Consider the following 22,789-nt stretch of genomic DNA (forward strand, 5'->3'; position numbering starts at 1 on the left):
CGGTCTCCTACATAATTTACGGCTTTGTGAAACGTTCTGCGAAAATAATAAATTTTACAGTTGCAAAATTTCCCAAGAACATATATAATAACCTAGTCCGCTGAAATAGCTCAGTTGGTAGAGCACTTCACTCGTAATGAAGGGGTCGTGGGTTCGAGTCCCATTTTCAGCTTATATGTATTAAAAAAGAGAAAGCTTTTCGCTTTCTCTTTTTTTGTAGTAACTCTTCAGAGCCATGCAAAACTGCGTTCTGCAAATGTCTGCTTATCTTGCACCTTTGTCGTAGATCACTCCCAGTGCTCTCGGTGCACCGTTCTGTTTGGAGAAGAATACCAGAAGCAGCAAAGTCAGTACATAAGGCAGGATCATGACCAGATCCTGATAACTGCTGGGCATCTGCAGTACCTGTACCAGACGGTATCCACCGGATCTGGCAAATCCGAACAACAGACACGCTCCCAGAGTCGGCAGGATACGCCAGTTGCCGAAGATCAGTGCCGCAATAGCCAGATAACCGTAACCTACATAAATACTGGAGGAAAAGTTCGCGGAAATGGAATACGCGAAACAGATACCTCCCAGTCCCGACAACGCACCACAGATCATAATGGCTGCCAGACGGATCTGTCCCACCTGTCTTCCGGCCGCATCCACTGCATGGGGATTGTCACCGCAGGCACGCAGATGCATGCCGAAGCGGGTCTTATACATCACAAACCACGCCACGAAAGCCACTACCACAATCACCAGTTCAAAAGGATACAGATTGGTAAATACCGCTCCCAGTACCGGAATCTTAGAGATTCCCGGGATGGTAATTCTGGAAGAAACAGTCAGTACGAACTTATCGGACGTAGCACCAAATACCACTCTGTTGAACAGCTTCGTTAAATATGCGGTCAGCGCCATGGCCAGAATATTGACTACCACACCACTGATAACCTGATTGGCCTTGAACTTCAGACATAACATGGCATGAATCAGTGCAAACAGACTTCCGCCCACAGCCGCCATAACCATGGCAATGTAGAAAGGCGCCAGAGAGTCTCCGGCAAAGTTTCCCGCAATGGCAACCGCCACGAATGCACCGATAAAGGCGCCAAAACCCTGTAAGCCTTCTACCGCCAGCATGGTCACACCGGATTTCTCACAGTAGATACCGCCAATTGCCATAATAAATAAAGGTAATGCAAAGGATAACCCGTCAATGATCACAATATCCATTTATTTGTCCTCCTTTGTCTTGTTGGTTTTCTCTCTTCTGCTTCGTTCCATCTTCCACTTGATGTAAGCATTACATGCGCTGAACAAAAGGATGATACCGGTGATAACGGATGCAATCTCCGCATCCACGCCGGCCGCTGATTTCATATAAGTACTTCCCTTGCTGATCAGGGTGATCAGCATAGTAGAAAATACAATACCGAAGGGATTGTTGTTACCAAGCAGGGATACCGCAATGGCATCAAATCCGGTACTGATCAATACCTTTGGCTGAATGGATCCCACATAGCCCAGATAATAAGTCACACCGGCAAGTCCGGCCAGTGCACCGGAAATCGTCATGGACAGTACCATGCTTCTGCCTACCTTGATACCTGCATATTTTGCAGCACTGCGGGAATAGCCCACAGCCTTCAGTTCATAACCAAGCTTTGTCTTCTCTAACAGGAACCATACAGCCACCACCGTAAGCAGAGCCAGAATAATTCCCAGCGGAATATCCATTTTCAGATTGCCCACCATGGTATCCATCAGTGTCAGCCTGGAAGCTGCGGAGATTTCCTTTGACTGTCTGGAGACCGGATCCACGAAAAAGGTATTGATGAAGAAACTGATCACATACTGGAACGTATAGTTTAACATAATAGAGGAAACGACCTCATTGATATTAAACCGGTATTTCAGGAAGCCGATCAGTGCCCCCACCAGACCACCGACGATCAGGCCAATGATTACTACCAGCGGCTTTGCCAGCACGGCGTTCAGACTGCTGTAGCCCACAACGATGCTTGCGGTAAATCCGGCTGCCAGCATCTGTCCGGAGACGCCGATATTAAACAGTCCGGCGCGGAGTGCTACCGCCACAGCCAGTGCCGCGTAGATCATGGGGGTAAAATAGTTCACATAACTCATAAAGTCCGTCAGCATACTCTTGTAGCTGGCGTAGGAGGACTTGGGTGCCAGTCCGCCTCCCTGTAGAAGTGCGTAATAAGCCTTAAAGGGATTGGAACCGGTCACAGCGATGATCACACCACCTGCCACAAGACTACAAAGGATCGCAAGGAGAGGAATCTTTACCGCATTCCATAATTTTGTAAATTTTTTCATGGTCTTATGCCTCCTTCTCCTTGTTTTTTACGCCCATCATGAACTCTCCCACTTCATTGGTGGTCAGTTCACTGGCTTTGGCGATCTTCTGTATGCTTCCGTTATAAATAACTGCGATGGTATCCGCACAATTCATGATCTCATCCAATTCCAGAGAGATCAGAAGGATTGCCTTGCCCTTGTCTCTCTCTGCAATGATCTGCTTGTGGATATTCTCTATGGCACCGATATCCAGTCCACGGGTGGGTTGCACAAAGATCATCAGGGAGGAATCCTGTTCCACTTCTCTGGCAATAATGGCTTTCTGCTGATTACCACCACTCATGGAACGTACCACTGTCTTGCTGCCCTGGCCGCTTCGGATATCGTATTTTTCTATCAGTTTTTCACTGTTGTCTTCAAAAATCTTCTGATCCAGTACTCCCTTATGACAGAACGGCTCTTTGTAATAATTACGAAGCGCCAGATTCTCCGAAAGGGTAAAATCCATGACCAGTCCGTAATTCTGTCTATCCTCGGGAATATAGGAAATTCCTTCGGTCGTTCGTTCTCTGATAGACAGGTTCGTAATGTCTCTGCCGTTTAACAGGATCTTGCCGGAACGCACCGGTACCAGTCCCGCAATAGCATCTGCGATTTCTACCTGTCCGTTGCCTGCCACACCTGCGATCGCAACGATCTCACCGGAATGTACCTCCAGAGATACATCCTTTACCACCTGGAAATCCTGTTTATTGTAAACATTCAGTTTCTCGATACTGAGTATGGTCTTACCCGGTTTTGCAGGCTCTTTTTCTGTCTCAAAATTCACTTCACGGCCTACCATTTTGTTGGCCATAACTTTGGTGGACGTGGTAGCCACATCCATGACATCCATCAGACGTCCGTGGTTCAGGATGGCACATCTGTCCGCGATCCGTTTGATTTCTTCCAGTTTATGTGTGATCAGGATGATAGTCTTGCCGTCATCCCGCAGAGATTTGATAATATCCAACAGGAAATCGATCTCCTGCGGTGTCAGAACCGCTGTGGGTTCATCAAAAATGAGGATCTCCGCTTCTCTGTAAAGCATCTTTAAGATCTCTACTCTCTGCTGTGTAGAGACATTAATGTCGCTGATCACATCGGTGGGGTTCACTGCCAGTCCGTATTTTTCCGAAAGGTTCCGGATATCCTGATTGGCCTTCTTCATATCCACTACCGGAATACATCCCAGCACCTTCTTCACCGGCTCCATACCCATTACGATATTCTCAGCAATGGTGTAGTTGGATACCAGTTTGAAATGCTGGTGTACCATACCGATGTTTAATTTGGTGGCATGATTGGGAGATTCCAGCTTCACCTTTTCACCCCGGATATAGATCTCTCCTTCATCCGGTTCGTACATTCCGAACAGCATACTCATCAAGGTGGATTTTCCTGCACCATTTTCTCCCAGAAGGGCAAAGATCTCTCCCTTTTTGATCTGGATCGTCACATCGTCATTGGCTACGATCCCGGGAAAACGTTTGGTGATGTGTTTCATCTCAACAATATATTCCGACATGTTCATCCTCATTTCTGTACATTTTCCTGCCTAAACAGCAGTTTAAACAAGAAGAAGGTGACAGTTCCTCACCATCACCTTCTTGTGAATCCATTCTTCCTACCAGGTAAAGGTCTCCGGAGTTACACCGTTAAAGTTTGCCGCAGGAACGATCTTGCCTTCCTTTAACAGAGCCTGTGCTGCATTGATCTTCTCAATAGCCTCTGCGGTGAGCTGGCATCTGCCTTCCTCACTTACGAAACCGGTAGCATCATCTGCTGCGGTCAGAGTCACATTAGCACCTTTGAAGGAACCGTCTTTTACTTCGTTCAGTACGTTGTAAACAGTATCATGCATTACCTTCAGGCCACTGGTCAGAACGATATTGCTGTCACCGTTTGCACCGTCATCATACTGGTCAACATCACAACCGATCACCTTAACGCCTTCAGCTTCCTTTGCAGCGGTGAATACACCGTTACCGGAACCACCTGCTGCTACGAACAGGATGTCCACGCCTTCAGCGATCAGAGCATTACCCAGTACCTTACCGGTAGCTTCATCGGAGAAGTTACCAACATAGTTACCGCCTACGTTAGCGCCGGTAACATCGGTACCTGCGTAAGAAGGAAGCTCTACTACTTCTACGTTCATGCCTTCGGTACCGTTCACATACTTAACACCGCACTCGAAGCCATACTGGTAGTTCACGTTGGAAGGATATGCAATACCGTTTACTACTGCTACCTTACCTGTGGTGGTAGACAGAGCTGCAGCCATACCTGCATAGAAACCACTCTCCTGCTCAGCATAGTAAGCAGCGTATACGTTGTCGATCACCTGATCTGCGGTTACTTCGGTACCATCAACGGTAGGCCAGGAATCGATCAGGATGAACTTGGTATCCGGATTCTCCTGTGCCAGATTGCCGATACCTGCAAACTGGAAACCACAGCATACAATAACATCATAATCAGCTACAACATCAGCTACAGCCTGAACAGCTGCTGCGCTGTCACCGGTCTCCTCACGGATGGGGGTTACGGTTGCATTCGGATTCTCCTCAATGAACTTCAGAACACCGTTGTAGTTGTCCTGATTGAAGGAACCGTCATCCACGCCGGAGGGGCTGGATACGATAGCGATCTTCAGACCGGGTTCTTCACTGCTGCTCTCTGCAGTTGTTGCAGTGGTGGTAGCTGCCGCACTGGATTCTGCATTGGTGTCAGCATTGGTGCTGCCGCATGCTACCAGAGAAACAGCCATGACAGATGCAAGTGCAAGTGCCAGAAACTTTTTCATAATTTTTTCCTCCTAAAAATGTAAATATTAAAACATTGAATCACAACGGTAATATTATCATTATAGTCTGTAAAATTCAATATCTATTTTTAATTAACGCATATGCACATCCATCTGCGGGAACGGTATTTCAATTTCTGCTTTATCAAGTGCATACTTACACTGTTCGGTAATACGCCATTTTCCCTGCCAGAAATCCTCATTTTTGAACCAGCAGCGTACACATAGGTTGATTCCGGAGTCTGCCAGTTCATCTACAAATACAAAATGCTCTCTTTCCTTTATAGTATCGGGATCTTCAGAGAGAACCTTTGTCAGAACTTCCTTTGCCTTCTTAATATCTGCGCTGTAAGCAATAGACACCTTCACATCACATCGCCTGGATTCGGCAGCAGTGACATTCACAATGGTGTTATTTGCCAGATTGCCGTTTGGAAGAATAATCGTCTGATTATCATAGGTTAACAGCTTTGTATAGAAGATCTGGATCTCTTTTACTGTACCTTCCTTACCGGAGGAGCCTTCCACAATGTAATCTCCCACCTTAAACGGCTTCAATAATAAAATCAGCACACCGCCCGCCAGATTAGACAGACTTCCCTGCACTGCCAGACCGATGGCCACGCCGGCCGATCCCAGCAACGCAACAATGCTGGCTGCGTCCACGCCGAAGGAGGACGCCAGTGTCAGGATCAGTATTATATATAAAGAAGCTTTTACAAAAGAGTCCACGAACTGGATCACACCGATCTCTGCTCCCGCCCGGTTCATAGATTTACGGATGATCTTGCGGATCAGCCTGATCAGCTGCATTCCAATGAAAAAGAATACCAGTGCCAGTCCGATCCGGATGCCAAGATTCAGTGCCTTTTCCGGCAGGGTATCCAGGAAAGATGCGATCAGTCCTTCTTTTTTCTGCACCTCTTCAATTACGTTATCTGTCAGATCCATGTTGCCTTATTTCTCCTGTTTTCTTTTTGTAGTCTTGCCTGCGGTCTTGCGGATCGGTGTATTCTTGCGGATACGTTTCTCGATCACTTTTTCCAGTTCTGCCTCGGTATAAGGAATAAACTGCAGAATGCTTAAGGAAAGGGGAGCCATTTTCACGGTAACGGACTGCTTTTTGTCATCCCATTCCACGTCCTCCGCACGTTTCACACGGTCATTGACCACACCGGTACCGCCATATTGCACAGCATCCGTGTTCAGGATCTCCTTGTATTTTCCCTCGTAAGGCACACCTGTGGTGATCTCTCTGGGTACTCCGGAGAAGTTTGCTACGACCAGAAGCAGTTCCTCTGCCTCTTCTCCCTTACGCACAAAGCTTACATAGCATTCATTGGCAGAGATCTCGTTCATCCACTGGAAGCCTTTGGCCTGATCATCGCATTCATACAATGCCTTATTCTCTCTGTAAAGTACATTCAGATCCTTCACCAGTTTCTGGACACCGGCATTTTCCTTCTGTTCCTCCAGCTGCCACTCTACCTGACGCATTTCGTTCCATTCTTTCTCTTCCGCCAGATCCTGTCCCATGAAGAGAAGCTTCTTGCCGGGATGGGTCATCATATAACCGTAAGTCAGACGTAAATTAGCAAGCTTCTGTGCCCTGTCTCCAGGCATTTTACCAAGCAGAGTTCCCTTGCCGTGTACCACTTCATCATGGGAAAATACCAGCATGAACTTCTCACTGTAGGCATAGATCATGCTGAAAGTAAGCTCTCCGTGGTGGTGGCTGCGGAAATAGGGATCGTATTTGATATAATCCAGATAGTCATTCATGAAGCCCATGTTCCACTTCAGGTCAAATCCCAGTCCGCCTTCATCCAGTGATCCGGTGATCATGGGAAATGCCGTGCTTTCCTCTGCAATGGACAATACCCCGGGATCTCTCTTTTTGAGGATTGAATTAAAGTGTTTGATCAGCTCGATGGCTTCCAGATTCTCATTACCACCGTACATATTGGGAATCCATTCCCCGTCCTGTTTGCCGTAGTCCAGATAAAGCATACTGGCTACCGCATCCATCCGGATACCGTCTGCATGATATTTTTCCACCCAGAATAAAGCATTGGCGATCAGGTAATTGGATACCTGGGGACGGCCGTAGTTGTAGATCAGCGTTCCCCAGTGAGGATGGCTTCCCTGCCTGGGATCCTGATGCTCATAGAGACAGGTGCCGTCAAAGCCGGACAAACCGTAAGTATCTCTGGGAAAATGTGCCGGTACCCAGTCAAGGATCACGCCGATTCCCGCCTTATGCAGTTCATTCACGAAGAACATAAAGTCCTCCGGTGTACCGTATCTGGCGGTAGGGGCATAATAACCGATCACCTGATAGCCCCAGGAAGCATCCAGAGGATGTTCCATAACCGGCATCAGTTCCACATGGGTGTATCCCATTTTTTTTACATAGTCAATGACCTTCGGAGCGATCTCACGATAGTTCGCATAATCCTGTCCCTCGTCCGGCGTCACAAAGCTTCCCAGATACATTTCATACACACTGACCGGAGCATTTCCGCACTGGTAGCTTTCCCTTTTTTTCAAGAATTCGCTGTCATCCCACGAAAAATCTCGCAGGTCAGCGATGACGGAAGCTGTCTCCGGTCTCTTCTGCGCGGCGTTGCCGTAAGGGTCTGCTTTCAGATAAGTCAGTCCACCTTTGATCTTCAATTCATATTTATAGCAGTCTCCTGCTTCTGCGCCGGGAATGAACAATTCGAAAATACCGGAATCTCCCAGGCGTCTCATCTGGTGGATTCGTCCGTCCCATCCGTTGAAATCCCCCACTACACTGATGCGCATGGCGTTCGGTGCCCAGACGGCAAAATAGGTTCCACTCTCTCCGTCCAGTTCCATGGGATGTGCGCCCAGTTTTTCATAAATGGTGTAATGAACACCGACTGCAAAACGATCCATATCTTCCTTCGTGATCTGGGGAACATGCCGGTAAGCATCGCCGCAGATCATTCTGTGGGCTTCACGCTCTTCTGTCTTTCCATATTCCACCACATATTCATAAGGTGCCATCTTCCCGGCATTTATCAGGGCTGCGAAATAACCTTCTTCGTCTGCCTGTTCCATAGGGACATCTGCCAGAAAAGCTTCGCCTACCTGTCCTGTCTTCTTCCAGTGGATCGTCACCTTTTCTGCTCCCGGGAAGAATGCCTGTACCAGCATTTTACTTCCCTGCTTATGAGGTCCTAACAGTTCATGGGGATTATCACATTCAGCATAAGTGATTTCTTCTATCTTTGCCCAGTTCATCAGTTTATAAAGTTTGTTTGTCATATTCCCTCTTTTCTGCGGCGTGTAGTCTGCTGCATTCTATTCTGTCACTATTTTGCTTATCCGGTCGTAGGTATTACCGCTCTATCTCATGCAGAAACAGACCGCTGCGCAGCTTCGGCTCGAACCAGGTGGACTTCGGAGGCATCAGACGTCCCGCATCCGCCACTGCAAAAAGTTCCCCGATGGAAGTAGGATACATGGAAAATGCCACCTTCATATCGGTATGTACTCTCCGCTCCAGTTCCGCAAGTCCCCGGATACCTCCCACAAAATCGATCCGCTTATCTGTCTTTGGATCTTCGATTCCCAGAACAGGATTCAACAGGTAATTTTGTAAAAGAGATACATCCAGTCCTTCCACAGCATCTTCGCTCCGAATCTCCTTCTTCGCTGTAAGACAGTACCACTCATCTTCCAGGAACATACCGAAAGCTCCTTTTTTCTCCGGCCGGTAAGGAATACGTCCTTTTTTCTCTATCATAAAATGTTCTTCGATGGCTGCCAGGAACGCATCGACATCCATACCGTTTAAATCCTTCACCACCCGGTTATAATCCAGGATCTGCAGTTCTTCATCTGGGAAAATCACCGACAGGAAATAATTGAATTCCTCTTCTCCCGTATAATCCGGATGCTGCTCTCTGCGCTTTAATCCCACCTTTACCGCTGAGGCACAACGATGATGACCGTCCGCAATATAAATAGCCGGGATCTTTGCAAACGCCTCTTCAATCATTGCCACATCCGCAGCCTCCGAAATCACCCACACACGATGTTCGATGCCGTCCTCACTGACAAAATCGTATACCGGTGTCTGTGTTTTGATCTCTCCGATCTTGTTCTGCAGTTCCTCTTTCGCCCGATATGCCAGGAAAATGGGCCCCGTCTGCATACTGCAGGTATCTACATGGTGGATACGGTCTTCCTCCTTATCCGCTCTGGTATTTTCATGCTTTTTGATCACATTGTTCCGGTAATCGTCAATAGAGGCACAAGCCACTACACCAGTCTGGCTGTTCCCGTCCATGGTCAGTTCATACAGATAGAAACATGGCGTCGGATCCTGTACAAATTTTCCTTCCTGAATTTTCTCCCGAAGCAGCTGATCCGCTTTCTCATACACACAGTCCGCATATGTGTCTACTTCCTCGCCAAACTGCGTCTCCGCCCGATCAACCGCCAGAAAAGAGTCCGGATTCTTCTTCACCACTTCACACGCTTCCTCCCTGTTATATACATCATAAGGAAGCGCCGCAATCCTTTTCTCCATCCCCTGGCAGGGACGATATGCCCTAAATGGTCTGATCTGTGCCATACTCCTACCTCCCAATTTCTATATGTTCTTATTTTACCAAATCCCATCTCATATCACAAGGTTATTTAAATAAGCAAGCAGCCCCGGATGGGTGTAAGAATAAGCAGGCCGTAAGCAGACGTCGGCACTTAGCGGGCGTATTCTGACCGCTTATGTGCCGTTACGCTCTGCGACAGAGCGAAAGCGTGCCGCGTTTCTTACCCCAGCCGAGGCTGCGGGGGGTTATTACTAAAATAATACCTACCCCAACTTATGGAACAAAATACAGTTGGGCATATTGACCTTCATTGCCGGTCCATTCATGATCATCGTTCCATGCTCCAGATCAATATGGAAGAAGGTCATCGTATTACTTTCATGATTCAAAGACACCAGAAACTTATTGTCCGGGAAAAACTCTGCATCCTTGGGATACTCACCGCTGATCGGCAGCAGGAAGTTCTTCTTCAAAAGTCCTGTCTTCTTGTCTACATCAAATACGATAACAGAATTATCCCCTGCAATGGAACTGAGCAGATAATTGTAATCCAATGAAAAACTGAAGGCGCTGGCACTGTTAGTGTTGCCTCTGGTCAGCTTGATCAACTCTACCGTCTGGATCTTCTCAAAGGTAGGGTCGTTATTATTGTCCGCATATTCGTATACATCAATATAACACTTTAATTCATGGAGAATGTAAATATACTTGCCATCCTCGGAAATCTTGATATGACGGGGTGCGGATTCCATCTCACTGCGGATGATATCCTCCAGCTTTACCTTGCCCTTCTCCACATCAAAACGATATACATTGACATGATCCATACCCTGATCTGCCACCAGAAGATACTTATTATCATGTGTCATGCGGGCACAGTTGATATGGGGACGGAAATTCCGCTCTGCCATACTGCCCAGACCCTTGTGGTAGATTTCATCAGTGATTTCGCCGATGGAACCGTCCTCTTTCAGTCTGAGTACTGTCAGCTTACCGTCATGATAACCGGCTACAAACAGATACCGATCCGTATAATCCGTAGAAACATAGCAGCCTCTCATACCATTGATTGGTGCAAAGTTGATCAGCTCCAGATCTCCGTCCGGCTGGATGGTATAAGCCTCCACACCAAAATCCGTTATAGAATAAAGAAACTTTCCGTTGTGGGAAATGGTCAGATAGGAAGAGTTCGTGATCTCTACCTTATCTTTCTCCTTAAAACGGCCGTTTTTCATATCCACATCATATATTCTGATGCCATGACTGTCCCCCTGTGTGTAACTGGAAATGTAGGCAACATATTTTCCCTTGCTCATGACCGGATCCTCCTTAGCGTTCTATGTCTTTTTTATGTTTATAAATATAGCACAATTCTGAAAATTGTGAAACATTTTTTCTGCAAAATTCCCGAAAAATACTCCTGTTTTTTCCACAGGGTAAAGTTTATGTAAATTAGGCCAGAAATTGCAAAACTTCACATTGACTTTCCGTGTATTTACGTATAATATTAATTCGACTTGCAAAAAATTTTCATTTAGGTTTTTCGAAGATTTTTTGCAGGATTTTTTACATCAGGAAGGAAAAAATTGATGAAAAATGCTTTAGTCAATTTAGTGAACATCTCAAAATCATTTGACAATCAGATGGTTCTGGATGATCTCAATCTGTACATCCGCGAGAACGAGTTTCTGACTCTGTTGGGCCCCAGTGGCTGCGGAAAGACTACAACCCTCCGTATCTTGGGCGGTTTCGAGACCCCTGATAAAGGTCAGGTCATTTTCGAAGGCCGGGATATCACTAACCTTCCACCCAATAAGCGCAATTTAAATACCGTATTCCAGAAGTATGCTCTTTTCCCTCATATGACCATTGCGGAGAACATTGCTTTCGGATTAAAGATCAGCGGTAAAAGTAAATCTTATATTAATGATAAAATTAAATATGCCCTGAAGTTAGTCAATCTGGACGGTTTCGAGAACCGTATGCCGGATTCCTTAAGCGGCGGTCAGCAGCAGCGTATCGCCATTGCCCGTGCTATCGTAAATGAGCCCAAGCTTCTGCTGTTGGATGAGCCTCTGGGTGCACTGGATCTGAAACTGCGTCAGGACATGCAGTACGAACTGATCCGTCTGAAAAATGAGTTGGGAATTACCTTTATCTATGTCACCCACGACCAGGAGGAGGCTCTGACCATGTCCGATACCATCGTGGTCATGAACCAGGGCTATATCCAGCAGATCGGCACTCCCGAAAGTATCTACAACGAGCCGGAGAACGCTTTCGTTGCCGACTTCATCGGTGACAGTAACATTATCGGTGCAACCATGATCAGAGATCGTCTGGTAGAGATCCTTGGTGCCCGCTTTGACTGTGTGGATACCGGTTTCGGAGAAAACAAGCCCGTCGACGTAGTCATCCGTCCCGAGGACGTGGAGCTGGTAGCACCGGAAGAAGGTATTATCCATGGTACACTGACCCATTCCATTTTCAAAGGTGTCCATTACGAAATGGAAGTTATGGCCAACGGTTTCGAGTGGCTGGTACAGTCCACGAAAATGGTTCCTGTGGGGACCAAAGTCGGCATCAAAGTGGATCCGTTCAACATCCAGATCATGAAGAAGCCGGAATCCGAGGATGAGGAGGCGATTGGTGTCAATGAATAAAAAATTATTATCGCTCCCTTTTATCTTCTGGTCAGCCATGTTTGTCATCGTGCCCCTGTGCATGGTCTTCTACTATGGTCTGACCGATAAGAGCGGTGCTTTTACGCTGGATAATATTCTGGCGATCGCAACCGCCGAGCATTCCAAGGCTCTGTGGGAAGCGCTGAAGTTATCCGTGATCAGCACTGTGATCTGCCTGCTTCTGGCATATCCCCTTGCCATGATCCTGTGTAACATGAATGTCAACCAGAACTCGTTTCTGGTATTGATCTTTATCCTGCCCATGTGGATGAACTTCCTGCTTCGTACCCTGGCATGGCAGACACTGCTTGAGAAGACAGGTGTCATCAACAGCATCCTCTCCACCCTGCATCTGCCGGCGTTAAATATTATTAATACACCCTCTGCCATCGTACTGGGTATGGTATACAACTTTTTGCCTTTTATGGTACTGCCTCTTTATAATGTACTGGTCAAGATCGACAAGAGCGTAATCAACGCCGCTTATGATCTTGGTGCCAACGGTGTGCAGACCTTTGTACGGATCATCTTCCCCTTAAGTCTGCCCGGCATGTTCAGCGGTATCACTATGGTATTTGTCCCCGCCCTGACCACTTTCGTGATCAGTAAGATCTTAGGCGGCAGCAAAATCCTGCTCATTGGTAATGTCATCGAACAGGAATTTACCCAGACCGGCAACTGGAATCTGGGAAGCGGACTTTCCATCGTACTGATGCTGTTCATTATCTTCAATATGGTGATCTCCGTAATCACGGATAAAGAGGGGGAGGCGAACACATTATGATCAAAACAACAGCACAGAAAATATATCTGGGGCTGATCTTTATCTTTTTGTATGCCCCCATCGTTACCTTGATCGTACTCTCCTTCAACGCCAGCAAGACCCGTGCAAAATGGGGAGGTTTTACGACCAAATGGTATGCTGCCCTGTTCCAGAACGAACAGATCATGCAGGCTCTGTGGAATACACTGGCGCTGGCTGTGTTGTCTGCACTGATTGCCACCTTCATTGGTACGATTGCCTGTATTGCCATGCAATCCATGAAGCGTACCAGCCGTACGATCCTTATGGGAATCACAAATATTCCCATGCTGAACGCAGAGATTGTTACCGGTATCTCCCTGATGCTTCTGTTCTTAAGCCTTGGAGCCAAATTTGGTTTTGGTACGATTCTGCTGTCACACATTACGTTTAATATTCCTTATGTGATCTTAAGCGTAATGCCCCGTATGAAGCAGTTGAACCCCAGCACGTATGAGGCCGCCCTTGACCTGGGTGCTTCCCAGACCTACGCCTTTTTCAAGGTGGTATTTCCGGATATCCTGCCGGGTATCCTTTCCGGTTTCCTGATGGCATTTACCATGTCACTGGATGATTTTATCATTACCCACTTTACCAAAGGTCCCGGTGTCGACACACTGTCCACCAAAATCTACACTGAGGTAAAGAAGGGCATCAAGCCGGAAATGTATGCATTGTCCACCATCATTTTTGTGACGGTACTGGTTCTGCTTTTACTGGTGAACTACATGCCCATGGCAAAGAAGAAGAAATAATTCTTTGAAAATAGATTCAGGAGGAAAAGAAATGAAAAAATTTATTGCACTGCTTCTGTGCGGTATCCTTACCGCAACTGCTCTGACCGGCTGCGGGTCCTCTTCCGCCGGTGGTGAAAACGGTGAAGTCATCGTCTACAACTGGGGTGAATATATCGATCCCGATACGATCACCATGTTCGAAAAAGAGACCGGAATCAAAGTGGTCTACGATGAGTTCGAGACCAACGAGATCATGTATCCCAAGGTAGAAGCTGGTTCTTCCGCTTATGATGTGGTATGTCCTTCCGATTACATGGTACAGAAAATGATTGAAAACGACCTGATCCAGGAACTGGATTATGACAAGATCCCCAATGCCAAGGAAAACATCGGTGCCGAGTATTATGAGCAGGCTGCCGCTTACGATCCCGGCAACAAGTACTGTGTTCCCTACTGCTGGGGAACTGTAGGAATCATCTATAATAAGACTCTGGTAGATACCCCTCCCACCAAATGGGCTGATCTCTGGGATGAAAAGTATTCCGATGAAATCCTGATGATGGATTCCATCAAGGACTGCTTCATGGTGGCACTGAAAAAGAACGGCTTCTCTTCCAACAGTCTGGACGAATCCGAACTGCAGATTGCCACAGAGGATCTGATTGCCCAGAAGCCTCTGGTACAGGCCTATGTAGTAGATCAGGTACGTGATAAAATGATCGGTGGCGAGGCTGCCATGGGTGTTATGTTCTCCGGCGATGCTCTTTATGTTATGAGCGAAAATGAGGATCTGGATTTCGTAATTCCCGAGGAAGGCACCAATGTCTGGATCGATGGCTGGGTAATCCCGAAGAATGCTCCCAACAAGGAAAATGCGGAGAAATTCATCGATTTCATGTGTCATCCGGATGTAGCACTGAAGAATTTCGAGTACATCACCTACGGTACTCCTAATACCGCCGCCAGAGAGCTGATCGAGGATGAAGATCTGAAGAATTCTCCCATTGCTTTCCCGGATCTGACGCAGTATAACAATCTGGAGACCTTCCTGTACCTCGGAGAGGACGGCGAAGAACTCTACAACAAATACTGGAAAGAAGTTATGTCCAACTAGTCTTTCAGACAAAACAAGCCCCTGAACTGCCAAGACAGTTCCGGGGCTTTCCTGTTACCCATATTTTCAGGAATTCTGCTCACATCCACAGGTCTCGCATCTTCCGTCATTTCTCCTGGAAAATGCCGGATCATCCACCGGTGTGAAATTCGGGAAATCCGGTCTGGGCGGTCTGCGGTCTCTGTCTCCACCGCGTCCCTCGTCTTCCAGACAACGTGCGCCGCAGGCATTCGAGCTGCCACAGGAACTACTGCTTCCGCAGGAGTTATTGGAATTCCCACAGGAATTGTTGTTTCCGCAGGAGCTGCGATTGCTGTTTCCTATACAGCTACAGCCGTTGCTACAGGAATTTCCACCACAAAATAGTAACAATAACAGAATGATACAGTTCATAGGATCCTCTACTTACCACTGTTTTTTACTATTCTATTCCGCTTTCTCCAGCTGGTGCCAGTCCATACACCGTTTATGCTGCACCAGTTCCTCTTTGATAAACCGGAAGGTCTTCTCCTCTCCCTCCTCTGCCAGCATTTCCAGCACATATAGCAATTTTGTCTTCGTCTCCGGATGAATGGGTGCCCTATCTGTCCCCTGATAATAGTAATCAAGAGGAGACCTGTCCGTGTATTCGCCTCCCATATAGACCTTGCTGGCAGCGATCCGATCCATGATCATTTCCGCAATATACTTATCCGGCATCGGCACCGGAGCCATTCCACCGGGCAGTGCCTGCATGCTGTAATCGATCCAGTATTCGTAATGATGTTTATTCCGGCCCTTATGGTGCAGCCAGGCGCTGGAATAACCGATGTCTTCTCGTTCCGCATTGTTTGGGCTGCGTGTCCCCTGATAGTATTTTGCCCCTACCCAGAACTCTGTGGGACTATACTTGGACATATCATGCAACAATCCCTGTTTATACAGACTTACCTTAAAGCAGCCCTTTGCCACAAGGATCTTATGATGTGTGATCGTTTTAAAATGTTTCCAGATATTCATTTCGTTCTATCATCTTTCTCCGGCAGCATCTGTTTTCTTTTTTAAAGATCTTGCCGAAACTTTTTTCTCCTTGTCCTGTGATGCTGCCATCACAACGCCTTCATATACGGCAATACTTCTGGGGGCAATGATCCCCGTCTGCTCTCTGGACTGTTCTTCTTTCTCCTGCACTGTCAGAGTATCTTCCGCCTTCTCCGTTGCCAGCACAAGATTCCATTCCATACCCTTCGGCAGCTTTGGAAATGCCAGTTTCTGCGGCTCCCAGTGCATATTCATGGCAACATAGAGGAAAGAATCCTCCCCACCCTGTGGTGTCTTTGCATACTTTCCGCAGTACATAATGCCTACATGCCGGTTATAGCTCTCTGTCTGGGGCCTCCAGGCATTCTGTCCGTGATAGGACAGATCCGGATAACCACAGGACAGGCTGTCCAGGATTCGCAGTTCTTCGACAGGGTGCAGGATCGGGTGAGCTTTCCGGAAAGCGATCATCTGTTTCCAGAAATTCAATAATTCCGCATTTTTCTCCTTATCCTGCCAGTTCAGCCAGGTAATTTTATTATCCTGACAATAGGGATTGTTATTTCCCTGTTGGGAATTACCGAATTCATCTCCCATGAAGATCAATGGTGTGGACTGGGTCAACAACAGCATACAAAATGCATTCTGCAATTGTTTTTGCCGGAGAGCCAGCACTTTTTTCCGTCTGGACGGTCCTTCCTCACCACAGTTCCAGCTGCAGTTATAATCGTTACCGTCGCGATTGCCCTCGCCGTTGGCTTCGTTGTGCTTATGGTCATAAGAAACCATATCCATCAGGGTAAATCCGTAATAATTAGACAGATAATGGATCCGTCCCATATTGGCGGGGATATGACGCATCTCATACAATACGCCCGATAGCATATTGTCATCTCCCTTAAGAAAACGACGCATGGTATACAGATAATCGTCCCGGTATTCCGCCAGATTCCGGTATTCCGGCTTCACTGCCGGATCATAGAGTTGCTCCGTATCAAAGGAATAATGCCACAGTTTTGTCCCGGACAATGCCGGATCTCCAGCCAGCATCTGAGCCGGTACTCCCTCCCCCATCAGATGAAAACCATCCACATGATAGGATAATACCCAGAATCTTAAAATATTCCCGATCTCTGCCGCATCCATTCCCCGGGGGAAATAGAACTGCAGGATCACTTCCATTTTTCGCTTATGGAATTCTTTTACCATAAGACGAAACTCTTCTGCCGGGTCTTCCCCTGCCGCATAGGCTGCCTTAGGCGCATAATAGAAGCCTTCCCGATAGCCCCAATAGTTCAGCACCCGGTAGCCGGGCAATTTACCTTCTCCGTTCTTTTCCCCCGCCACGGCCGCAAGCTCTCCGGAGGTCTTCGGCACCGTCTTCTCCGGTGTCTCATCGAATTCATAGACCGGTTGGAATTCCACGGTTGTCATACCGATTTCCTGCAGATAGTCCAGCTTCTCCACAACCCCTGCAAAGGTGCCTCGATGTGTTACCTGAGATGAGGCATGCATGGTAAAGCCACGCACATGAAGGCAATAGCAGGTGCTGTCTTCATAGGGAAGCATAGGGTGCATATCCTGTTCCCAGTCAAAATCTTCGTTGGGAAATACTGCAATGCGATCCGCAGGCTTACGTATTTTCCCATAAGCAGGCTTACGCAGGAACCCCTGTGCATGCAGATCCGGCACAGTACGCTCCCCTTCATAGAACTGATACCCGACATTTTCCGGCTCCAGTTCCAGATATTTACAGTACACATTTCCCATCCGTTCCTCCTGTCGAAACGGAACCCTGTGCGTTTTTTTTCCACTCTTTCTGTCATATATGAGAATGCCGCAATCCTTTTTCCCGGACGCATAGGCAAAACGGATGGCTCCGTCCTCCACATGCGCCCCCAGAGGGTAAGGCTTTATTGCATGCTTTTTTTCTGTCATTGTCATACCCCATCTTCCAGTTTTCTATCACTTACAGTCTCTTTGTCCATTTTTATTATAGTCTGTAAGTGTAAGAAAAACAAGCATTGCAAGAATATCCGTAAGCGGTTATAATAAAGGAACAAAGTACTGTTACACCCAATAAACATAACAGGAGGATTCCCATGGGTAAAAAAGAAAGCTATGAAGATGAAGAAATGACCGTTGAGCTGGAGCTGGAAGACGGCACTGTTGTCAACTGTGCCATCATTACCATTCTCACCGTAGAGGCCAAGGACTATATCGTACTGTTGCCTCTGGACGAGGACGGCGAAAACGAAGACGGAGAAGTATGGTTCTACGGATATTCCGAGAATCCGGATGACCCGAATGAAGAACCCATTCTCGCATACATTGAAGATGATGATGTCTACGAAAAGGTTGCCGATGCTTTTGATGAGTATCTCGACAGCTGTGAATTTGACGAGATCATCGATGATAACGATTCAGAGGAATAAGGAATCTGGAAGGGAACCTGGGACGCTCTCTCGTGCCTGTAAGGCAGAGAAGTTCCAGGTCTTTTTTTGCCCGTGTCATCGCCACATAGAAGATCCGTCGTTCCTCTTCACAATGCTCCGGCTCCCGGGAGCTTCCGTGGGGAAAGGTCTTCTCATTACAGTCCGGGATCCACACATGGTCGAATTCCAGTCCCTTTGCCGCATGTACCGTCAGCAGAGTGATCCCGCTGTTTTCCTGTTTTTCCTGCTTCATCTGCATGCCACTCCTTACAGTTTCCCTGCATTGCAGTTGTTCCCGGTAAAGCTCCTGTGCTTCCTGCCATTCTTCAAGGCTTCGGTATCGTCCCGCATCCTCCGTGATAAAATCCAGCACTTCCTGCCATTCCGTCAGATCTGTTTTTCCCTCCTGTGCAGCTCTCATCCGCAGGTATCTCTCATAGCCGCACGCCTTACGCAAAAATGCCATTGCAAGCTTCAGTTCCGTATTTTTTACAAATTCCATCTGTCGTATCCATACTCCGACCGCTTTCTGCGCCTTTTGCTGCCCCGCGTCCGGACTTCCCGCAGTCAGATCTTCATAATATTTCTTCAAAACCGGTAAAGATGCTTCGGCACCAAAAGCCTCTCTGGAAATATTCCGATATGGTCTGTTGCTCACCCTCAGGTAATCCGCTCTTGTAGCACACCCCTGCGCGATCCGCAGATAGGACAGAAGATCCTGTGCGATAAAATGGTCGTAAATGTTTCTCCCCTTCTCTTTCATGGAAAAAGGGATCCCCTCCCCGGTAAGTCTCGCCGCCACGCCCTGCATGGCCAGATTTGTCCGGAACAATACAGCACAGGTCTCCCCATTTATCCGATTTTTCAAGCTTTGTACCAGATACCTCATTTGTTCCGAAGCCTCACTGAATTCCCTGATTTTTACCCGATATTCCTTCCGGTATCCGGCGTCAGTCTTATGATCCCCTGCCTGCCGTCTATGCGCCTCGCAAGGCTCCAGATCCTTATGAAAACGGTCTTTATTCTCATCTATCACCGCCAGGGATGCCTCCACGATATCCGGATGACTGCGATAATTCGTCCGAAGAAGGATCTGCTTTGCACCAAATTCCTCTACAAACTGTCTCATGCAGGCTGGTCTGGCTCCGCGGAATCCGTAAATGGCCTGATCATCATCCCCCACTGCAAAAATATTTCTATGTTTTTCCGCCAGAATTTTCACGATACTGTACTGTCTGTAATTGATATCCTGAAATTCATCGATCAGTATATATTCAAACCGGTTCTGCCAGTATGTACGCTGCACCGGATCCCTTTGCAGAAACTCCTCACATTCCTTTAACATATCCTCAAAATCAAGGCCTCCGGTATTTTTTCTCGCCTCCTCATAAGCTTCATAGATCCTGGAAAAATATTGTTTTTCTTCTTCCGGAAGCTTCTTTCTGCTGTTCTCAATATCGCCGGTATTTTTGTAATAACCGATGGCAGCAAGATAGTTCCCGGCAAGCTCCGTTACTTCCGCTGCGGATCTTTTTTTACAGTCTGTTATTTTCTTCAAAATGGGAAGGATAAGATCTCTTTTTTGTCTGTCGTTTAAAATATTGCCTGATGAAATTCTGCCCGACTGGAGCAGGATTTGATAGAAAACAGAATGAAATGTTCCAAAATTGACGGTATGCACTTCCTGTGGAGATATCTGCGCAAAGCGCTGCCTCATGGATAGAGCCGCTTCTCTGGTAAAGGTGATCACCAGAAGCTTCTCCGGGGTGATCCGGCGTTCCCGGATCAGATACAGGATCCTCTGGGTGATGGTAAATGTCTTGCCGGAGCCGGGGCCCGCCAGTAATAACAGCGGTCCCTCTCCGAACGTGACAGCCTCCCGCTGGGAGGCATTTAAGCATGTCAGATCAGACATTTGCCTGTAATAACTCGATTCCTTTGCGGATTCTTGCCAGAGATTCCTCTTTGCCCAGGACTTCCATAATCTCCGTAGCACCGGCAGGTGTCATCTGCTTGCCGGATACGGCGGTACGGATCGGCCACATCACATAGCCGTTCTTACAGCCTTTTTCCTCCACATATTTTACAAGAGTCTGATACAGCCCGTCATTGCTGTAATCCTCCTGTGCCTCCAGGATCGGAAGCAGATCTTTCAATACCTCCAGAGAAGTCTCTGCGGTAGTCTTCATCTTCTTGTGTGTATACATCGCCACGTCATATTCCGGAAGCTCCTCAAAGAAATCTACCAGTCCGGCAATATCCGGGAATACTTCGATTCGGGTCTTTACCATGGCTGCGATCTTCTTCAGATCCAGAGGCTTGCTAATCGCTGCCTTCAGGTAAGGCTCTGCCATCTCATAGAACTTGTCGAAATCCATAGCCTTCAGATATTCACCATTCATCCAACGCAATTTCACGATATCGAAGACTGCCGGGGACTTGCTGATGCGATGGTAATCGAACTCCTTGATCAATTCATCCAGAGAGAAAATCTCGCGGTTATCCTCCGGGCTCCATCCAAGCAGTGCCACATAGTTCACGATGGCTTCGGTAATGAATCCCTGATCGATCAGATCCTCGAAGGAAGCATGTCCGCTTCTCTTGGACAGCTTCTTGTGGTTCTCATCGGTGATCAGCGGCAGATGGATATATACCGGTACCTGCCATCCGAAAGCTTCGTACAGGCGTACATATTTTGGGGAGGAGGACAGATATTCGTTGCCTCGTACCACATGGGTGATATTCATGGTATGGTCATCTACCACGTTTGCAAAGTTATAGGTAGGGTAACCGTCGGATTTGATCAGGATCATATCATCCAGCTGGGAGTTATCTACTGTAATGTCTCCGTATAACTCGTCATGGAAAGTCGTGGTGCCTTCCTTGGGGTTGTTCTGGCGAATGACAAAAGGCTTGCCTGCGGCAAGATTTGCCTCAATCTCTTCTTTGGACAGGGACAGGCAGTGCTTGTCATATACGGTGATCTCCTTACCATCCACAACTTCAGTCTTCAGGGAAGCCAGTCTCTCCTTGTCACAGAAACAGTAATAAGCTTCTCCCTTATCGATCAGTTCCTTGGCATATTTCATATAAATACCGGTTTTCATACGTTCACTCTGCACGTAAGGACCATAACCGCCGTCCTTATCCGGGCCTTCGTCATGTACCAGTCCGGTCTTCTCCAGGGTACGATAGATGATCTCGGTAGCACCTTCCACATAACGTTCCTGATCTGTATCCTCGATGCGGAGCATAAAATCTCCGCCGGCATGCTTTGCAATCAAAAATTCATATAATGCGGACCGCAGATTACCTACATGCATTTTACCGGTAGGGCTGGGTGCGTATCTTGTTCTGATCTTTGTCATTTTCTCCTCATTTCCGCAGGCGATCCGTATCCGTTCTGTACCTTCCGGCCTACGCTTCCCTGCTTATATATTCCTGTTCGCCCTCTCTCAGAAGGCAGAACTACTTCCTTATTCTACCGCCTTTTTTCAAAAACTGCAACAGTTAAGACAAGGTTTTCGGATGGGGCAGATTCCACCGAAAGTGTGCCGCCAGAAACCGGATCGCCATGACCACAAAGGCAGCGATAAATACCGCGGGAAGTCTGCCGATACTGCGGTACAGCCAGACGCAGCAGATACCGCCTACCAGAGAGGCACAGGCATAAATATGCTTTACGAAAATATACGGTTCCTCTCCCGCCATCATGTCACGCATCAGACCGCCGCCCACGCCGGTGAGCATGCCGATAAATACCAGCAAAAAGGTATTGTCCGGATAGCCGTTGTCGATGCCAGACATCACACCCAGGGAAGTAAAAATTCCCAGTCCTACAGAGTCCATGCCTAACATCGCTTTGTCATAAAAGGTTCCCAGTCTGCCGCTCAAAAGATCCTGTTTGATATAAAGCAGTATAAAAATAGCCAGTGCTGTAGCCACCGAGACACCGACATATACCGGTTTCTCCAGTGCCGAAGGTAATTTCCCAAGGATCACGTCTCTGGTCATACCACCACCTACAGCCGTCACCACGCCCAGCACACAGATGCCGAAAATATCCATCCGTTTCCGGATCCCCACCATGGCACCTGATGCTGCAAAAGCGATGGTTCCTAAGATTTCCATGAAAAATATAATACTGTCCTGAATGTTCATAAAATAGTTTCTCCTAAAAGTTCTCCACGCTATTTTATAGTATCTTTCCCGAAATAACAATATGCCATTTGTAACTATTCTGAATAGTT

Annotated in this window: 17 protein-coding genes, 1 tRNA gene and 1 pseudogene; 5 read left to right on the forward strand and 14 right to left on the reverse strand. The window is 47.3% G+C overall.

Annotated elements, in window-relative coordinates; genetic code table 11:
* Positions 1-99: 99 nt before the first annotated feature.
* Positions 100-172 (forward strand) — tRNA-Thr (locus tag OCV96_RS12880).
* A 92-nt stretch (positions 173-264) separates the two neighbouring features.
* Here OCV96_RS12880 and OCV96_RS12885 read toward each other — a convergent pair.
* From OCV96_RS12885 to OCV96_RS12920, 8 genes are all read right to left on the reverse strand, one after another.
* Positions 265-1,224, reverse strand: coding sequence for an ABC transporter permease (locus OCV96_RS12885; protein ID WP_118669523.1), 960 nt, complete (start codon positions 1,222-1,224; stop codon positions 265-267).
* Positions 1,225-2,331, reverse strand: coding sequence for an ABC transporter permease (locus OCV96_RS12890; RefSeq protein WP_118669522.1), 1,107 nt, complete (start codon positions 2,329-2,331; stop codon positions 1,225-1,227). It abuts the gene before it with no gap.
* A gap of 4 nt (positions 2,332-2,335) precedes the next feature.
* On the reverse strand, positions 2,336-3,880 hold the full coding sequence (locus OCV96_RS12895; RefSeq protein WP_118537834.1) for an ABC transporter ATP-binding protein: 1,545 nt from the start codon (positions 3,878-3,880) through the stop codon (positions 2,336-2,338).
* Positions 3,881-3,979: 99 nt separating this feature from the next.
* Complete coding sequence (locus OCV96_RS12900; protein ID WP_022312981.1) at positions 3,980-5,161, reverse strand: BMP family lipoprotein; 1,182 nt, start codon at positions 5,159-5,161, stop codon at positions 3,980-3,982.
* Between the two features lie 93 nt (positions 5,162-5,254).
* Entirely contained in the window at positions 5,255-6,112 is an 858-nt protein-coding gene (locus OCV96_RS12905; RefSeq protein WP_022312982.1) for a mechanosensitive ion channel family protein, read from the reverse strand.
* 6 nt (positions 6,113-6,118) lie between these two features.
* Positions 6,119-8,455, reverse strand: a complete 2,337-nt coding sequence (gene glgB, locus OCV96_RS12910) for a 1,4-alpha-glucan branching protein GlgB (RefSeq protein ID WP_227064368.1) — start codon at positions 8,453-8,455, stop codon at positions 6,119-6,121.
* Between the two features lie 73 nt (positions 8,456-8,528).
* Positions 8,529-9,770, reverse strand: coding sequence for a DUF1015 domain-containing protein (locus tag OCV96_RS12915; protein WP_227064367.1), 1,242 nt, complete (start codon positions 9,768-9,770; stop codon positions 8,529-8,531).
* Between the two features lie 240 nt (positions 9,771-10,010).
* A complete protein-coding gene (locus OCV96_RS12920; protein WP_227064366.1) occupies positions 10,011-11,063 on the reverse strand; it encodes a lactonase family protein in 1,053 nt (350 codons plus the stop codon).
* Between the two features lie 273 nt (positions 11,064-11,336).
* Here OCV96_RS12920 and OCV96_RS12925 point away from each other — a divergent pair, with 273 nt between their 5' ends.
* The 3 genes and pseudogenes from OCV96_RS12925 (at position 11,337) to OCV96_RS19730 (ending at position 15,084) form a co-directional block, all read left to right on the forward strand.
* Positions 11,337-12,410: an ABC transporter ATP-binding protein gene (locus tag OCV96_RS12925; protein WP_118669518.1), complete on the forward strand. Its 1,074-nt coding sequence runs from the start codon at positions 11,337-11,339 to the stop codon at positions 12,408-12,410.
* Positions 12,382-13,215 (forward strand): ABC transporter permease, encoded by an 834-nt coding sequence (locus OCV96_RS12930; RefSeq protein WP_118669517.1) that lies wholly within the window; start codon positions 12,382-12,384, stop codon positions 13,213-13,215. The genes OCV96_RS12925 and OCV96_RS12930 overlap by 29 nt, the downstream gene beginning before the upstream one ends.
* Positions 13,212-15,084, forward strand: a pseudogene (locus OCV96_RS19730) (extracellular solute-binding protein). Before OCV96_RS12930 ends, OCV96_RS19730 begins: the two are co-directional and overlap by 4 nt.
* Before the next feature lie 66 nt (positions 15,085-15,150).
* On the opposite strand, the gene OCV96_RS12945 reads toward OCV96_RS19730, so the two are convergent.
* Genes OCV96_RS12945 through OCV96_RS12955 form a run of 3 tightly spaced genes read right to left on the reverse strand, consistent with a single transcriptional unit; the run spans position 15,151 to position 18,048 of the window.
* Complete coding sequence (locus tag OCV96_RS12945) at positions 15,151-15,477, reverse strand: hypothetical protein (protein ID WP_118669515.1); 327 nt, start codon at positions 15,475-15,477, stop codon at positions 15,151-15,153.
* 33 nt (positions 15,478-15,510) lie between these two features.
* Entirely contained in the window at positions 15,511-16,083 is a 573-nt protein-coding gene (locus OCV96_RS12950) for a DUF5662 family protein (protein WP_118731277.1), read from the reverse strand.
* A 9-nt stretch (positions 16,084-16,092) separates the two neighbouring features.
* Positions 16,093-18,048, reverse strand: coding sequence for an alpha-amylase family glycosyl hydrolase (locus OCV96_RS12955; RefSeq protein ID WP_262594683.1), 1,956 nt, complete (start codon positions 18,046-18,048; stop codon positions 16,093-16,095).
* A gap of 158 nt (positions 18,049-18,206) precedes the next feature.
* On the opposite strand from OCV96_RS12955, the gene OCV96_RS12960 reads away from it, so the two are divergent.
* A complete protein-coding gene (locus OCV96_RS12960) occupies positions 18,207-18,539 on the forward strand; it encodes a DUF1292 domain-containing protein (protein WP_022312993.1) in 333 nt (110 codons plus the stop codon).
* Here the strand turns inward: OCV96_RS12960 and OCV96_RS12965 are convergent.
* The 3 genes from OCV96_RS12965 to OCV96_RS12975 form a co-directional block, all read right to left on the reverse strand.
* Positions 18,511-20,454 (reverse strand): ATP-dependent helicase, encoded by a 1,944-nt coding sequence (locus tag OCV96_RS12965; protein WP_262594684.1) that lies wholly within the window; start codon positions 20,452-20,454, stop codon positions 18,511-18,513. The two genes, OCV96_RS12960 and OCV96_RS12965, sit on opposite strands and share 29 nt — an antisense overlap.
* Positions 20,447-21,907, reverse strand: coding sequence for a glutamate--tRNA ligase (gene gltX, locus OCV96_RS12970; RefSeq protein WP_022312995.1), 1,461 nt, complete (start codon positions 21,905-21,907; stop codon positions 20,447-20,449). The genes OCV96_RS12965 and gltX overlap by 8 nt, the downstream gene beginning before the upstream one ends.
* Positions 21,908-22,049: 142 nt before the next feature.
* On the reverse strand, positions 22,050-22,700 hold the full coding sequence (locus tag OCV96_RS12975; RefSeq protein ID WP_022312996.1) for a trimeric intracellular cation channel family protein: 651 nt from the start codon (positions 22,698-22,700) through the stop codon (positions 22,050-22,052).
* Positions 22,701-22,789: the final 89 nt, after the last annotated feature.

The organism is Waltera acetigignens (genome assembly GCF_025567015.1).
Classification (GTDB): Bacteria; Bacillota; Clostridia; order Lachnospirales; family Lachnospiraceae; genus Acetatifactor; species Acetatifactor acetigignens.